The 15039-nt window shown below is 70.7% G+C and carries 16 protein-coding genes; 13 read left to right on the forward strand and 3 right to left on the reverse strand.

What is annotated here, in order from left to right; translation table 11 throughout:
* Positions 1–251 precede the first annotated feature (251 nt).
* The 13 genes from JAV51_RS10550 (at position 252) to JAV51_RS10610 (ending at position 12065) form a co-directional block, all read left to right on the forward strand.
* Positions 252–1010, forward strand: a complete 759-nt coding sequence (locus tag JAV51_RS10550; protein ID WP_197320524.1) for a phosphoglyceromutase — start codon at positions 252–254, stop codon at positions 1008–1010.
* A gap of 170 nt (positions 1011–1180) precedes the next feature.
* Positions 1181–2371 (forward strand): cell wall metabolism sensor histidine kinase WalK, encoded by a 1191-nt coding sequence (locus JAV51_RS10555; protein ID WP_197320525.1) that lies wholly within the window; start codon positions 1181–1183, stop codon positions 2369–2371.
* Complete coding sequence (locus tag JAV51_RS10560; RefSeq protein WP_197320526.1) at positions 2368–3057, forward strand: response regulator transcription factor; 690 nt, start codon at positions 2368–2370, stop codon at positions 3055–3057. Before JAV51_RS10555 ends, JAV51_RS10560 begins: the two co-directional genes overlap by 4 nt.
* Positions 3058–3149: 92 nt before the next feature.
* Positions 3150–4118 carry a Ppx/GppA phosphatase family protein gene (locus JAV51_RS10565; protein ID WP_197320527.1) on the forward strand — a complete coding sequence of 323 codons (969 nt, stop codon included), beginning with the start codon at positions 3150–3152 and terminating at the stop codon, positions 4116–4118.
* Between the two features lie 52 nt (positions 4119–4170).
* Entirely contained in the window at positions 4171–5844 is a 1674-nt protein-coding gene (locus JAV51_RS10570) for a hypothetical protein (protein WP_197320528.1), read from the forward strand.
* A gap of 2 nt (positions 5845–5846) precedes the next feature.
* Entirely contained in the window at positions 5847–6647 is an 801-nt protein-coding gene (locus tag JAV51_RS10575; protein WP_197320529.1) for a sugar phosphate isomerase/epimerase, read from the forward strand.
* 90 nt (positions 6648–6737) lie between these two features.
* Positions 6738–7664: a proline dehydrogenase family protein gene (locus tag JAV51_RS10580; RefSeq protein WP_197320530.1), complete on the forward strand. Its 927-nt coding sequence runs from the start codon at positions 6738–6740 to the stop codon at positions 7662–7664.
* The gene (locus JAV51_RS10585; protein ID WP_197320531.1) at positions 7661–8485 is read left to right on the forward strand and encodes a thioesterase family protein; all 825 of its coding nucleotides are present in this window, start codon (positions 7661–7663) and stop codon (positions 8483–8485) included. The genes JAV51_RS10580 and JAV51_RS10585 overlap by 4 nt, the downstream gene beginning before the upstream one ends.
* A 53-nt stretch (positions 8486–8538) precedes the next feature.
* Complete coding sequence (gene proC, locus JAV51_RS10590) at positions 8539–9348, forward strand: pyrroline-5-carboxylate reductase (protein WP_197320532.1); 810 nt, start codon at positions 8539–8541, stop codon at positions 9346–9348.
* 209 nt (positions 9349–9557) lie between these two features.
* Complete coding sequence (locus JAV51_RS10595) at positions 9558–9770, forward strand: helix-turn-helix domain-containing protein (protein WP_197320533.1); 213 nt, start codon at positions 9558–9560, stop codon at positions 9768–9770.
* Positions 9771–9858: 88 nt separating this feature from the next.
* On the forward strand, positions 9859–9960 hold the full coding sequence (locus JAV51_RS10600) for a 30S ribosomal protein bS22 (RefSeq protein ID WP_017986394.1): 102 nt from the start codon (positions 9859–9861) through the stop codon (positions 9958–9960).
* Positions 9961–10111: 151 nt separating this feature from the next.
* Positions 10112–11083, forward strand: coding sequence for an NAD-dependent epimerase/dehydratase family protein (locus JAV51_RS10605; RefSeq protein WP_197320534.1), 972 nt, complete (start codon positions 10112–10114; stop codon positions 11081–11083).
* 19 nt (positions 11084–11102) lie between these two features.
* Entirely contained in the window at positions 11103–12065 is a 963-nt protein-coding gene (locus tag JAV51_RS10610; RefSeq protein WP_197320535.1) for a lysophospholipid acyltransferase family protein, read from the forward strand.
* A gap of 88 nt (positions 12066–12153) precedes the next feature.
* On the opposite strand, the gene JAV51_RS10615 is transcribed toward JAV51_RS10610, so the two are convergent.
* The 3 genes from JAV51_RS10615 to JAV51_RS10625 form a co-directional block, all read right to left on the reverse strand.
* On the reverse strand, positions 12154–13101 hold the full coding sequence (locus tag JAV51_RS10615; protein WP_197320536.1) for an HAD family phosphatase: 948 nt from the start codon (positions 13099–13101) through the stop codon (positions 12154–12156).
* A 61-nt stretch (positions 13102–13162) separates the two neighbouring features.
* A complete protein-coding gene (locus JAV51_RS10620) occupies positions 13163–14236 on the reverse strand; it encodes a DUF5667 domain-containing protein (protein ID WP_197320537.1) in 1074 nt (357 codons plus the stop codon).
* 87 nt (positions 14237–14323) lie between these two features.
* On the reverse strand, positions 14324–14974 hold the full coding sequence (locus JAV51_RS10625; protein ID WP_307845861.1) for a sigma-70 family RNA polymerase sigma factor: 651 nt from the start codon (positions 14972–14974) through the stop codon (positions 14324–14326).
* Between the last annotated feature and the right edge of the window lie 65 nt (positions 14975–15039).

The raw sequence follows: 15039 nt of genomic DNA on the forward strand, positions 1-15039 counted from the left end.
ACCGACCGAGCGGGTTGTAGTCAACTTGTCAGACTCGGGTCTGTAATCACAAGACTACGCAGTACCCCAATAGGGTGAAATTCGCCCCCTTGGTTAACGCGACGCGATTTTGCTCGCGCTCTCGTGAAGTTGTTGGCAGCTTGCCCGTGGGAAGGGTGAAGATCAACAGGTCAGAACGGCACCCTGCGTAGAAACTGCAGGTCGGCGCGCGGCTTGAGAACACCCGTTCGGCGGCATGGCAGGCTGGGGACATGGCCGAACTTGGAACCCTGGTGCTGCTGCGACACGGGCAGAGCACGTGGAATGCGGAGAACCTCTTCACGGGCTGGGTCGACGTCCCGTTGTCCGAGCAGGGGCAGGCGGAAGCGCGGCGGGGCGGCGAACTCCTCGTCGAGGCGGGGCTGCTCCCGGACGTCGTCCACACCTCCCTGCTGCGGCGCGCGATCTCGACCGCGAACATCGCACTCGACGTCGCCGACCGTCACTGGATCGACGTGCGGCGCGACTGGCGACTCAACGAACGCCATTACGGCGCGCTCCAGGGCAAGAACAAGAAGCAGACGCTGGAGCAGTTCGGCGAGGAACAGTTCATGTTGTGGCGGCGCTCGTACGACACCCCGCCCCCTCCGATCGAGGCCGACAGCGAGTACAGCCAGGAGGGCGACCCGCGGTACGCCGGACTGGGCGAGGCGATGCCGAAGACCGAGTGCCTCAAGGACGTGGTCGCGCGGCTGCTGCCGTACTGGGAGTCGGCGATCGTGCCCGACCTCCGTGCGGGACGCACGGTGCTCGTGGCCGCGCACGGCAACTCCCTGCGTGCGCTCGTCAAGCATCTCGACGGCATCTCCGACTCCGACATCGCCGGGCTCAACATCCCGACCGGCATCCCGCTGCGCTACGACCTGCAGGACGTCGACGGCGAGCTGAAGCCCACGAACCCCGGCGGCACCTACCTCGACCCCGAAGAGGCGAAGCGGGCCGCCGCGGCGGTCGCGAGCCAGGGCCGCTGACGCTCATGCCGAGGCCGGTGGCCGACAAGGCGGGAACGGTCCGCCTTGTCGGCCACCAGGTGAACGGCCGGTGACCGTCCGGCGAACTCCCGCCCCGTGGATGTCGTGACCGTCACGCCGACCCCGCGAGTACTAGGCCCTCGGGGCCTTCTCGTGCCTACGATGCAGCCGTGACGGCGTCCGCTTCGTTCGCGCTGGCCATCGCCGCGCTGGTGATCGGCCTCCTCGCCGGTATCGCCGTCGGCCGGTCGAACCTGGCCCGCAGACGATCAGGGGCCCGTGGTCCGACGGCGGCCGAACTGCTCGACCGGTTCGTCCGCTCCTCCAACAACGGCGTACTCGTCCTCAACCGCTTCGGCGATCTCGTGCTGCACAACCGTCGCGCCGAGGCGCTCGGGCTCGTGCGGGCCAATCAGGCCGACGCCCGGGCCCGCAAGGCCGCGGAGCGGGTGGCTGAGACGGAGCAGCCGACCGAGATCGATCTGTCGCCGCTCGCAGCACGCGGTCGGGGACCGGCGGCCGTGCTCGGTGAGGTGCGGCCCCTCGGCGACGGGTTCACGGTGGTGGAGGCCGTCGACCACTCCGAGGCCGTGCGGTTGGAGGCGACTCGCCGTGACTTCGTGGCCAATGTCAGCCACGAGCTGAAGACCCCCGTGGGAGCCATGGCTCTGCTCGCGGAAGCGGTGCTCGACGCGGCCGACGACCCCGAGGAGGTGCGGCGGTTCAGCGAGAAGATCCTGCGCGAGTCGACCCGGCTGGGCAGGCTCGTCACCGAACTGATCGCGCTGTCCCGGCTGCAGGGCGCCGAGAAGTTGCCCGAGCTCACCGTGGTGGACGTGGACGCGGTGGTGGCGGAGGCTCTCGGCCGCACCCGGCTCGCCGCCGAGTCGGCGAACATCGACATCACCACCGACGACGTGAGCGGCCTGCGCATGGTGGGCGACCACACGTTGCTCGTCACGGCGTTGTCCAACCTGCTCGACAACGCGGTCGCGTACTCGCCGGCGGGCAGTCCCGTGTCGATCAGTCGCGCGCTCGTCGACGGCGCCGTGGAGATCGCGGTCACCGACCGTGGCATCGGGATCGCCAAGGCGGACCAGGAGCGGGTGTTCGAGCGCTTCTACCGCGCGGACAAGGCGCGGTCCCGCGCGACCGGCGGTACCGGCCTCGGCCTGGCCATCGTCAAGCACGTGGCCGCCAACCACGGCGGGGAGGTGCGGCTGTGGAGCAGCCCCGGCGTCGGATCGACGTTCACGTTGCGCATCCCCGCCGACGCCGCCGGGGTCCCGGCGTTGCGCGCGAGTGAGCAGATCGTGCCCGCGGCCACGCAGGAGAGCACCGAAAGAGGAGGAACGTCGTGACCAGGGTCCTGATCGTGGAGGACGAGGAGTCGTTCGCCGACCCGCTGGCCTTCCTGCTGCGGAAGGAGGGATTCACGACGGCCGTCGCCTCCGACGGCAAGCAGGCCCTCGACGAGTTCGACCGCAACGGTGCCGACATCGTCCTGCTCGACCTGATGCTGCCCGGCATGAGCGGCACCGACGTGTGCAAGCAGCTCCGGCAGCGCTCCGGTGTGCCGGTGATCATGGTGACCGCGCGGGACAGCGAGATCGACAAGGTGGTGGGCCTGGAGCTGGGGGCCGACGACTACGTGACGAAGCCCTACTCGGCGCGGGAGCTCATCGCCCGCATCCGGGCGGTGCTGCGGAGGGGCGCGGACTCGGCGAACGACGGTCAGCAACCCGAGCCGGTGCTCAGCGCAGGTCCGGTGCGCATGGACGTCGAGCGACACGTCGTGACGGTCGACGGCACGGAGGTGGCGTTGCCGCTCAAGGAGTTCGACCTGCTGGAGTACCTCCTCCGCAACGTCGGCCGGGTGCTCACCCGCAGTCAGCTCATCGACCGGGTCTGGGGTGCCGACTACGTCGGGGACACGAAGACTCTGGACGTCCATGTCAAGCGTCTTCGGTCGAAAATCGAGCCTGACCCCGGTTCGCCGCGGCATCTGGTCACCGTTCGTGGGTTGGGCTATAAATTCGAGGGCTGACACGGCACGTTCGGCGCAGCGCGACGACCGCCGAACGGTTCGGGCCGTATGTCACAGCAGTATCACGCGCCCGGACGGTACCGTAGGGCTTTGTGCGCTTAGGGGTTCTCGACGTCGGGTCCAACACGGTCCATCTGTTGGTGGTGGACGCGCATCGTGGTGCGCACCCGACGCCGATGCACTCCGAGAAGACGGTGTTGCGCTTGGTCGAGCAGATCGACGCGAGCGGTGAGCTGGACAAGAAGGCAGCGGACGAGCTGGTTCTTGCGGTCGCTGCTGCTCGCGACGAGGCCGCGCGACTGGGCTGTGAGGAGGTCATGTCGTTCGCGACGTCGGCGATCAGGGACGCGGTCAACGCCGCCGAGGTGTTGCAGCGGGTCGTCGACGAGACGGGCATCGACCTCCGAGTGTTATCAGGTGAGCAGGAAGCGGAGCTGACGTTCCTCGCGGTGCGCCGGTGGTTCGGGTGGTCGGCCGGAAGGCTGCTCGTGCTCGACATCGGCGGCGGTTCGTTGGAGATCGCTATGGGCGTCGACGAGGAGCCGGAACTGGCCGAGTCACTGCCGCTGGGCGCTGGGCGCCTCACCCGCACCCGGTTCACGAACGACCCGCCGACCCGCGCCGAGGTGATCTCCACCATGGCCTGGCTCGACGAGCAGCTCTCGGATCTCTCCGAGCGCGTCGGGCTGGCAGGCGTGCCCGACCGGGTCGTGGCGACGTCGAAGACGTTCCGGACGTTGGCGCGGCTGACGGGCGCGGCGCCGTCGTCCGCAGGCCCGCGGGTCAGCCGTGTGCTCACCCACGCGGGTCTGCGCCAGCTCATCGCGTTCATCTCGCGGATGTCGTCGGAGGATCTGGCGCAATTGGAAGGCGTGAGCCCCAGCCGGGCCCACCAACTCGTGGCGGGGGCGCTCGTGGCGGAGAGCACGATGCGGGCGTTGTCGCTCGATTCCGTGGAAATCTGTCCCTGGGCTCTCCGGGAGGGTGTCATCCTGCAACGGTTGGACCGCTCCGACGGCACAGAACAGACCTTGTTGACCGGCCGGAGGCGGGACGCATGATGCCTGGCTTCACACTGGACGTATCGAACGGGCGACGGGCACGGTGGAAGGGATGACTCGAGAGAGCGACGGCGGGCGACCGCAGAAGACGGTTGCCGAACTCCTCGCCGAGCACGGCGGGCAGGTCGGCGGCACTCCGCGTCGTCGGCGGCGTCGTGCTGCCGAGGACGACGGCCAGCCGGGCATCACCGACACGGCGCCGCAGGCGATCATCGACCGCATCAGGGCCGAGGGACCGCCGCCACCCGGGGTGGGACGACGCAAGGCGCGGCAGGGAGCCGAGGGCGAGGACCAGACGCCGCCCGGGCACCCGCGTCAGCAGCGCACCGGGCCGCAGCAGGCTCCGTCCCGTCCGCCTCAGAATTCGGGTTCCCTCCCGACGGCCGGCAACACCGAGGCACCGGCACGTCCCCCGCTGCCGCCGCGCGGACAGGCGACGCGCTCGACGCAGCCCCCTGCCGGGCCCCCGTCCAGCCTTCCGCCGAGCAACACGCACAGCACCGGCTACGGCAAGCCGACCACCAACGGCTTCCGCCTTCCCGGGAAGCCGCAGCAGAACAGCGGCCCGAACCCGGTGCCGCCGCCTGCTGGCGCGGCGCCGTCCGGGGCCGGCACCGGAACCTCACCCACCCCGCCGCCTCCGGCCGCGCCGGGCGGACAGCCCCCGCAGTCCCCGCAGTCGCCGTCCTCCGGTCCGCAGGCCGGGCAGCAGGACGCCGCGAGCCGGATGACGGCCACCCGGCGGGTCCCCGCCGCACCGCCGCCCCCGTCCGCACAGCAGGAGGGGACGTTGGCGGCCAGGCTCGACGGCCTCACCGAGGCCGACGAGTCCGAGCAGCCTGCCTCGCCGCCCCCCGCCCAGGGGGCACCCCAGCGTTCGAATCGGTTCCCGATGCCGCCGCGTCGTCGCAGGCCACCGCGGGGTGCGCCGGCTCCCGAGCCCGAGCCGCACACCGAGCAGCTTCCGGCCGTGTCCGCCAACGCGGCGGAGAGTGACAGCGAGAAGACCGCGCTGGCCGAGCCGATCCGGCCCGACGAGCCCCCGGCCGGGCTGAGCGGTTGGCCGGGACGGCGAGGTGCCGTCGACGTCGACGACTCGTCGGTGGAGGAGACCCAGATCCACCCGCCCACCCCGTTGGACGACGACGAGGAGGGGCCGGACACCGGGTACTACGTCCCCGACTTCGACGATGATGACGACGACGAGGTGGACGCCACTCGCATCGGCGGAGCCCTGGACGACGACCCGCTGGGTGAGAGCGCCTACGACGCGCGGTACGGCGTCTACGGTGCCGACCCGTACGCCGACGACCTCTACGACGACGACCCGTACGACGACGCGGACGGCGCTCGCGACTCCGACGACCGTGCCACCGACCGCGACGGGGGCGAGGACGCCGAGGCGGACGACGACCGCCGTCGCGAGGCCCGTGAGGACGACGCCGAGCCGGCCGAGGAGGGCTCGCCCGCGAAGCAGTGGCTCGTGCTCGCCGGGCAACTCGCCCTCGGCGTCGCCGGTGGTGCCGGGGTGTGGTTGGGCTTCAACTGGCTGTGGGGCAAGTTGCCCGCCGCGGCCCTGATCGCCGCCCTCGTGGTGACGGTCGGTCTGGTGTGGATCGTCCGCAAGGTGCGTCGGGCGGAGGACACCCAGACCACGGTGCTCGCCCTCCTGGTCGGGCTGGTGGTGACCGTGTCCCCGGCAGCCCTGCTGCTGGTTTCGCGGTAGCGGTGCCCGGCTCGACTGTTCCGGTGGCGCTGTCGACGGCGTCGGTGTGGCCCCTGCGGGCGCATCGGGCGTTCGAGATCGCCGCCGACCTCGGCTTCGACGGTGTCGAGGTCATGGTGTGGGTCGACCCCGACAGCCAGAACGTCGACGCCCTACGCAAGCACAGTCTCGACACCGGCGTTCCGGTGTTGTCGGTGCACTCCCCGTCGCTGCTCATCACCCAGCGCGTGTGGTCACCGGACCCGGAGGTCCGGTTGCGTCGGTCGGTGGAGGCGGCGCTCGAACTGGAGGCGAGGACGGTGGTGGTGCACCCGCCGTTCCGCTGGCAGCGGCGTTACGGAGACCGCTTCTCCGACCTCGTGGCCGAGCTCGAACAGGAGAGCGGGGTGGTGATCGCCGTGGAGAACATGTTCAAGGTGCGGCCCCCCGGAGGTCGCCGCAACGCCCGGATCTCGGCGTTCCGGCCCTCGATCGACCCGACCGAGGTCGGCTACGCGCACTACACGCTCGACCTCTCGCACACCGCGGCCGCGGGTATGGACGCGTTGGCGCTGGCCGACCGCATGGGCGACGGGCTCGCCCACGTGCACCTGGCCGACGGCACCGGTGTGCCGAAGGACGAACACCTGGTGCCGGGGCGGGGCGGTCAGCCGTGTGGTGAGCTCCTGGAACGACTGGTGGAGCGCGACTACGAGGGCGCCGTGGTGTTGGAGATCAACACGCGGTCGGCTCGCTACCCAGCCAATCGGGTGGCCGACCTCGCCGAGGCGCTGTTGTTCACCCGACTCCATCTCGGACAGTGATCGTCAACGTGCGTAGCGTCACCATCGAGGGTTCCGATGTTCCCCCGGGTAGGCATGGCGTTCACGCTCCGGACCCGTAGAGTTTGCTTCGTGGAGCCGCTGCGATCATTCATCCTCGCCGCCGCCGACAACGACCTGATTCGGCGCGTGGTCGCCACGGCCCCGGGTACGCGGCAGATCGTCGCCCGGTTCGTGCCTGGTGAGACAGTCTCCGATGCCCTGAGAGCCGTGAAGGAACTCGCGGCCGACGGCCGTTGTGCGACGTTGGACTACCTCGGTGAGTACACCCGCGACCCGGAACTCGTCGAGCGGACGGTCGACACCTACCTGCGGCTGCTCGACGCGTTGGCCGCGGAGCGGCTGTCCGGCAGCGCCGAGGTGAGTGTGAAGCTGTCGGCGCTCACCGTGGACGGTGACGAGACGATGGCGTCGCGCAACCTGCGTCGTATCTGTGCGGCGGCGGAGGACTGTGGCACCACCGTGACCGTGGACATGGAGGACCACACCACCACCGACGGCACGTTGCGGGTGGTCGCCGAGGCCCGCCGCACCTGGCCGTGGGTCGGCGCAGTGGTCCAGTCCTATCTGACCCGCACGGAGTCGGACGTCGCCACGTTGGCACACAAGGGCTCCCGGGTGCGCCTGTGCAAGGGCGCCTATGCCGAGCCGGCCGACGTCGTGCTGCCCGACGCCCACGCGGTCGACCTCAGCTACGTGCGCTGTGCCAATCTGCTGCTGGAGGGTGGCGCGTACGCGATGTTCGCGACCCACGACCCGCGTCTGGTCGGGCTGTTGCGACAGCGGACGCGCTGGTACGGCAGGGAGAAGGGCAGCTACGAGTACCAGATGCTGTACGGCGTCCGGCCCGACGAGCAGCGTCGGCTGGCGGCGGAAGGGGAAACCGTGCGTGTGTACGTACCGTTCGGGGAACAGTGGTACGGCTACCTGATGCGGAGGCTGGCGGAACGCCCCGCGAACCTGGCGTTGTTCCTGCGCGCGTTGGCCAGCCGTTCGTGAGCGCGGTGGATTCGGAGCCGCTGCCCTTCTCGGCGGCGTGCGAGGTGCGGTCGCTCGGGGACGGGACGTTCACGGCCGATCTCCGGCTGGAATGGTCGATCGGCAGGCATCCCCACGGCGGGTTCCTGCTCGCGCTCGCGGCGAAGGCCGCCGTCCGCGCGTTGTTCGAGGCGGGTGAACCTCCCACCGAACCGTTGGCGGTGAGCGCGGAGTTCCTCCACGCGCTGGCGTTGGGGCCCGTGCTCTTGCGCACCGACGTCCGCAAGGCGGGCAGGCGCACCACGGTGGTGGCCGTGAGCATCGAGCAGCGGGGACGAAGCTGCGTCGAGGCCCGGGTGACGGCGGGCAGGCTGCCGCTGCGGCCTTCCGTGTGGCACGACGTGCCCGCACTTCCGCCGGAACCGCCGCCGAGCGCGATCGCGCTGTCGGGTCGCACCGCCGAGGGCCTCTTCCACCTGAGCAAGGGCTGTGACGTGCGGGTCGACCCCGCCACCGCGGGGTTCTTGACCGGGCGTCACGACGACCCGCCCCGGATGCGGCTCTGGGCCCGCCCGCGGCAGGCCGACCCCGATCCGTTCTTCCTGCTGGTGGCCGGGGACCTCAACCCACCGGTGGTGTTCAATCTCGGGGCGACGGGGTGGGCGCCGACGGTGCAGCTCACCTCGCTCGTGCGGACCCGACCTCACCCGGGCTGGCTCCGGATCCAGGTCGACTGTCGGGCCGTCCACGAGGGGTGGTTCGACTCCGACGCCGTCGTCGTCGACAGCCACGGCCGCATGGTGTGTCAGGCCCGGCAGTTGGCGTTGGCGTCGCTGCCGTGACACAGCCCTCTCACGGTGCGCCCCGTTCGCGGTGAGTGCATAGGGTTGGCGCCATGGGAACCATCGCGGTACTGGGTGCGGGCAAGATCGGTGAAGCGTTGCTGTCGGGGCTGCTCAACGGGGGACGGTCCCCGGAGGAGCTGCTCTTCACCGAACGGCACCCCGAGCGAGCCGCCGAGCTGGAGGCCAAGTACGGCATCACCGGGGTGACCGTCGAGGACGCGGCCAAGCGAGCCGACCTGTTGGTCGTGGCGGTGAAGCCACAGGACATCGACCCCGTCCTCGACAGCCTCGCTGCGGCGCTGGAGGCCGAGACGCTCGTGGTGTCGTTGTGCGCGGGCCTGCCCACGTCCCTGTTCGAGCGCAGGCTCCCGGCCGGGACGCCGGTGGTGCGGGTCATGCCGAACACCCCGATGCTCGTGGGTGAGGCGATGAGTGCCGTCTCCCCGGGCAGCCACGCGGGGCCGGAGCACGTGCGGACCGTCACCGAGCTGCTGAGCTGCGTGGGCAAGGTCGTGGAGGTTCCGGAGTCGCAGCAGGACGCGGTGACCGCGCTGTCCGGGTCCGGCCCGGCGTACTTCTTCTACCTGGTGGAAGCCATGATCGACGCGGGAATCCTGCTCGGGCTGCCGCGGGCCGTCGCCGAACGGTTGATCGTGCAGTCGGCCGTCGGCGCGGCGAAGATGCTCGACGAGAGCGAGAGTCACCCCGTCCTGCTCAGGGAAGCCGTGACCTCCCCCGCGGGCACGACGATCAACGCGATCCGCGAGTTGGAGAACCACGGGGTGCGGGCCGCGCTGCTGGCCGCCATCGAGGCGGCGCGTGACCGCTCGGTCGAGCTGGGTCGCGCGCACGAAGGCTGAGTCCGCACCACCCCGGTGGGTGCGAAGCGCGCACTCACCCGGGTGGTGACCGGCGAGGTGCCTCCGGTCGAGGTCCCCCGTTCGCCTCTGCAGACGTCGCCCACCCCCCGTCGTTCCCGCTACGCTCGAATGCGAGCACGCGCGTGTCGGTACCGCTCGGTGGGGAAGCCGAGCGGCACGGCGCGTGGCAAGGGACACGGTGAATCGCTATGCCGCCGAACAATCACGAGGACGACTCAGGTGGCCACGTGCATTTCCTGACGGTGGCCGAGGTGGCCGCCCTGATGCGGGTCTCGAAAATGACCGTCTACCGGCTCGTGCACTCCGGTGAGCTGCCCGCCGTGCGGGTGGGCAAGTCGTTCCGGGTGTCCGAGAAGGACGTTCATGCCTACCTCGACAACGCCTACTTCGACGTGGGCTGAGCCTCGACGCGGGGAGGGCCACGCACGCTGCATGGACGTGCCCGGGTAACCTGAGGAGCCGTTCGCGACCGACCGTTAGGAGCGTGGTGTGGGCTCGGTAATCAAGAAGCGCCGCAAGCGTATGTCGAAGAAGAAGCACCGCAAGCTGCTTCGCCGCACGCGTATGCAGCGTCGCAAGCAGGGTAAGTGAGGCCGAAGGCCCGCGGGTGTCGGCACGGCCGCGACGAGGGGTTCGTCCGGCGAGGCGTGCGTAGCTCGCCCCGACACCGAGGTGTCGGGGTAGCGTCCGCCCTGGTCCATGCCGACCGGGGTCGCGACCGCGCCTGTCACACGGGGGTCTGATGCCGTCCCATGTCGTCCTCGTCACCGGGGTCTCCGGTGCGCTGGGTGGACGGCTGCTGTCGAGACTGGGTGCGCGTTCCGACGTCGAGCGGGTCGTCGGTGTCGACACCGCGCCGCCCGACTCGGAGGTGCTCCGCGGGCTCGGCCGAGCGGAGTTCGTTCGGGTCGACATCCGCAATCCTCTGATAGCGAAGATCATGACCTCCGCGAAGGTGGACACGGTGGTCCATGCCGGTGCCACCTGCCATCCCGCGGGCTCTGGTCGCCGTTCGGCGACCAAGGAAGCCACCGTCATCGGCACGATGCGGCTGCTGGCCGCCTGTCAGGGCTCGCCGCACGTGCGCAAGGTGGTCGTCGCTTCGACGACCGCCGTCTACGGCGCCTCGGCTCGGTCGCAGGCCGTGTTCACCGAGGACGCCGAACTGTTCCCGGCCACCGCGACCGGCGAGTCGAAGGACGCCGTCGAGCTGGAGGGCTACGTCCGCGGTTTCGCGCGGCGGCGGCCCGACGTGGACGTCACCACGTTCCGGTTCGCCGACATCGTCGCCCCCGACCTCGACACCGTGTTGCGCCGGTATCTCTCGTTGCCGCTCGTGCCCACCGGCCTGGGTTTCGACGGGCGGCTCCAGTTCCTGCATGTCGAGGACGCACTCGCGGTGCTGGAGCGGGCCGTCGCCGAGGACCGGCCCGGCGTGTTCAACGTGGCCGGGGACGGTGTCCTGCTCCTGTCGCAGGCGATCCGACGTGCCGGACGTCTCGGCGTGGCCTTTCCCCGAGCGACGCTGGGGCCGCTCGCGACCGCGTTGCGGCTCACTCGCCGACTGCACGTATCCGCCGATCTGGTGCGACAGTTGAACTACGGACGCGTGGTGGACACGAGCAGGCTCGTCCACGAGTTCGGATACCTGCCGAGGTGGACCACGCGGGAGGCGTTCGACGACGCCGTCGTCGGGCACCGGTCGACGGCCTGACGAGAGGGGCGAGAGCAGCGTGACGGCACACGGGCGGGCGAAGGTGGTGCCGCTGCAGCGCGACGGCCGAGACGACCACTCCGGCGGAGCCGACGCCGAGGGGCGGGCACCCGTCGTCCCGCTGCCCACGGCCGACACCGCCGAGGAGCCTCGGTCGTTCGACGACCTCGTCGACTTCGTGCGACGGCGACTGCGGGGTGACTTCGAGGTCGACGAGTTCGGCTTCGACCCGGAGCTGACCGAGACCGTGTTGTTCCCGCTGCTGCGCCCGCTGTACGAGCGGTGGTTCCGAGTCACCACGATCGGTGTCGACAACATCCCGGACACGGGGAGCGCGCTGCTCGTGTCGAACCACTCGGGCGTGCTCCCGCTCGACGCCGTCATGACGGCCTTCGCCGTCCACGAGGAGCATCCCGAGCGCCGCTTCCTGCGCATGCTCGGCGCCGACCTCGTGTTCGACACCCCGGTGTTGGGCTCGCTCGCCCGGCGGACGGGGCAGACGCTGGCGTGTCACCCGGACGCCGAACGCCTGCTGCGGGACGGGCAGTTGGTGGGGGTGTGGCCGGAGGGGTTCAAGGGCATCGGCAAGCCGTTCTCGGCGCGCTACAAGCTGCAGCGGTTCGGCCGGGGCGGCTTCGTGACGGCGGCGTTGCGGACGTCGGCGCCGATCGTGCCGTGCGCGATCGTGGGGGCCGAGGAGATCTATCCCAAGATCGGCGACATCCGGCCGTTGGCACGTCTGCTGAGGCTGCCGTACTTCCCGGTGACGCCGTTCTTCCCGCTGCTCGGCCCGCTGGGGACGGTGCCGCTGCCGACGAAGTGGACCATCGAGTTCGGCGAGCCGATCCGCACCGACGGCTACGCCGCCGATGCGCATGACGACCAGATGCTCGTGCTGAGCCTCACCGACCAGGTCCGCGAGAGCATCCAGACGATGCTCTACCGCCGACTCGCCCGCCGCCGAGGAATCTTCTCGGGCTGACCCGCGTGTCCTCGGCCCACGCACGGATGTCCGCAGTTCACGTACGGGTGTCAGCGGTTCCCGCACGTCCCGGCGCGGTCGGGGCTGGTCAGGTGCGGTTGCGGTAGGCGATACCGGCGGCGACGGCACCGGCCAGCGCGCCCGCTCCCAGCACCGAGGGAACGCCGATCTTGGCGGCCTTGCGTCCGGTGCGGAAGTCGCGGATCTCCCAGCCTCGGGCGCGAGCGACCTCGCGCAGGCCGGAGTCCGGGTTCACCGCGACGGCGGTGCCGACCACCGACAGCATCGGGACGTCGTTCTGCGAGTCGGAGTACGCCGTGCAGCGGCGCAGGTTCAGGCCTTCCCTTGCGGCGAGCGCGCGCACGGCGTGCGCCTTCGCCCTGCCGTGCAGCAGATCGCCGACGAGCCGTCCCGTGTACACGCCGTCCACGCTCTCGGCCACGGTGCCCAGCGCGCCGGTGAGGCCTAGCCTGCGGGCGATGATCGCGGCCAGCTCCACCGGGGTTGCGGTGACCAGCCAGACCCGCTGTCCCGCGTCGAGGTGCATCTGCGCGAGCGCCCGGGTGCCCGCCCAGATGCGGTCGGCCATGAGCTCGTCGTAGATCTCCTCGCCGATGGCGACCATCTCCTCGACGGTCCGGCCCGCGACGAACGACAGTGCCTGCTCCCGGCTGGACTGCACGCCTTGGTGGCTCTCCCGGCCCCCGACCCGGAACTTGACCTGCTGCCAGGCGAACCCGGCGAGGTCGGAGGTGCTGAAGTACTTGCGTGCCGCCAGGCCCCGCGCGAAGTGGAAGATCGACGCGCCCATCATCATCGTGTTGTCGACGTCGAAGAACGCGGCGGCGGTGAGGTCCTGGGGGACGGCGGCGCGCTCCGGGGTCTCGGGTTCGCCGGCCGGCTCGGTCGGAGCGGTCGAGGTGGTGTCCATCGCGACGGCGGCTTCGGCCGACGCCTCTCCCGCCAGCGCGGCGAGCCGCTCGCGTTCCCGCCCCTTACCGCGGCTCCGCCACCGAGACACGTACACCGCCTCCATACGTTGGTCCGCCTTCGGCGCTTGGTCACAGAGTAACGAGCGGAGCACCGACACCGGAGAGCTATCCGATGGTGACCTCGGGCAATCCGGGTAGCAACGGTGGGATGTTCACCACGGCCGGAGCCGGTGTCGAGTCGGGGAGCCTCGGTCGCTCGGCGGGTGGTGGGGGGTCGCTCGGGCGCGCCGCGACGTCGGTGGCCTGCAGCGGAGGCCGTGGTCCGGCCTGGGCCTCGGGTTCGTCGACTTCCCCTACGACGTCGGCGACGTCGGTGACGGGGAGGTCGCCCGACTCGTGGGGTGACGGCGGGGACGCCTCCGAGCTGCGAGGCGGCGGCGCGGGGAACTCGGGTGGGACGTCAGGGGCCGGGTCGTTCGGCGGGGTGCACTCGCTGGTGGCGGGCAGGACGCCGAGGTCGTCGGTGCGGGCGGCGGTGATCTCGTAGCACCCCATGCGTTCGGCCAGCCGCGACGCCCGGCGCTCGATCCGGTCGAGCAGCGTGGTGACGTCCGCCTCGACGGAGGTCGGCAGCGCGTGACCGGCGAGCCCGCTGGACTGCTGTTCGGCCCACGCGGCGAGCGTGGTGAGCCCGTGACCGTCGGTCCGGGTGGCGAGGGTGGTGAGTCGCGCGGCACCCGCCGTGGCGTGGCGGGTGAAGTCCTCCAATGCCACCCGGTGTCCTTCGCTGTCGCGTTCGTCCAGCTCGGCCATTTCCTCGATCTTGCGCGCGGCGTAGGAGAGCCTGCGGGTCGCGTCGTGCTCGGCGTCGAACGTCAGCCCGAGGGCGGCGGCCTCCTGCACCCGTTTCAACGGGTAGAGCGGGTGACCGGGCAGTGTGTCGCGGGCCAGGGCGAATCCCAGTCCGACCAGCGCCGCGAGCGTGGCGGCCAGGGCGGTCAGCGCGGCCACGGCACGCGGGCGGGTGCGCGAGGCCCTCGGGGCGGACCGCACGCGTCGGGCCATGCGTTCCCGCAGGTCGGGCTCGACGGCCACGGAGTCACCCAGCCGTCGCAGGGCGGCCACCACTGCGAGTTCGGCGTCGAACCCGGTCGCGTCCGGGGCGCTGGGGGAGTCGACGGCGCGGGCGAACCGCTCGTCGTCGCGTCTGCGAGTGCGGAGCCACGCAGTCCTGGTCACCGCGTCCGCCTCCACACCGGTCGTTCGTCGCTCTTTCGCCGTCGCCGGAGCAACGAGTCACGGGCAGGTGCGGTTACGGTGCGTGGCTCACCACACGCCGCGGGGGAGCAGTTTGGCGAGGCGTCGGACGGCGCGGTGCTGCAGCGCCTTCACGGCGCCTTCGTTGCGTTGCATGATCGAGGCCGTCTCCGACACGGAGTAGCCCTGGATGAAGCGCAGGATGATGCATTCCCGCTGGTCGTCGCCGAGGTCGGCGATACATCGCAGCAGTTCGTCGTTGGTGGTCCTGCTGATGACCTGTTGTTCGGGGCCGGGTGGTGCGTCCGAGCTCACGCCGGGTTCGGCGACGTCGTCCGTGACGACCTCAAGGCGGAAGCGGCTCGACTTGACGTGGTCGAACACGAGGTTGCGCGCGATGGTGGTGAACCAGGCACCCACGTCACGGCCCTGGTAGGAGATCGACGTGATACGTCGCAGGGCGCGGAGGAAGGTCTCACTGGTGACGTCCTCGGCGAGGTGGCGGTCGCCGACACGGAGCAACACGTAGCGGAAGACCGCGTCGACGTGGCGGTCGTACAGCGTCGCGAAGGCGGTGGTGTCGCCGCGTTGGGCGGCGCGGACGAGTTCCCAGTTCTCGGCCACGGTCGGATCGGTGGGCTCGGATCGCGCGGAACTCCGTCTCGCTCCTGCCAGCGTCGAGGGTGCTGGACCAGCAGCAACAGCGATCGGCATGCTCACGTGTCGCACCTCCTCCGGGCCCGTTCCCGGCCTCCGCGTGATCATCGCCACTACGTCGCCCGATG

The organism is Saccharomonospora sp. NB11 (assembly GCF_015910535.1).
Classification (GTDB): Bacteria; Actinomycetota; Actinomycetes; order Mycobacteriales; family Pseudonocardiaceae; genus Saccharomonospora.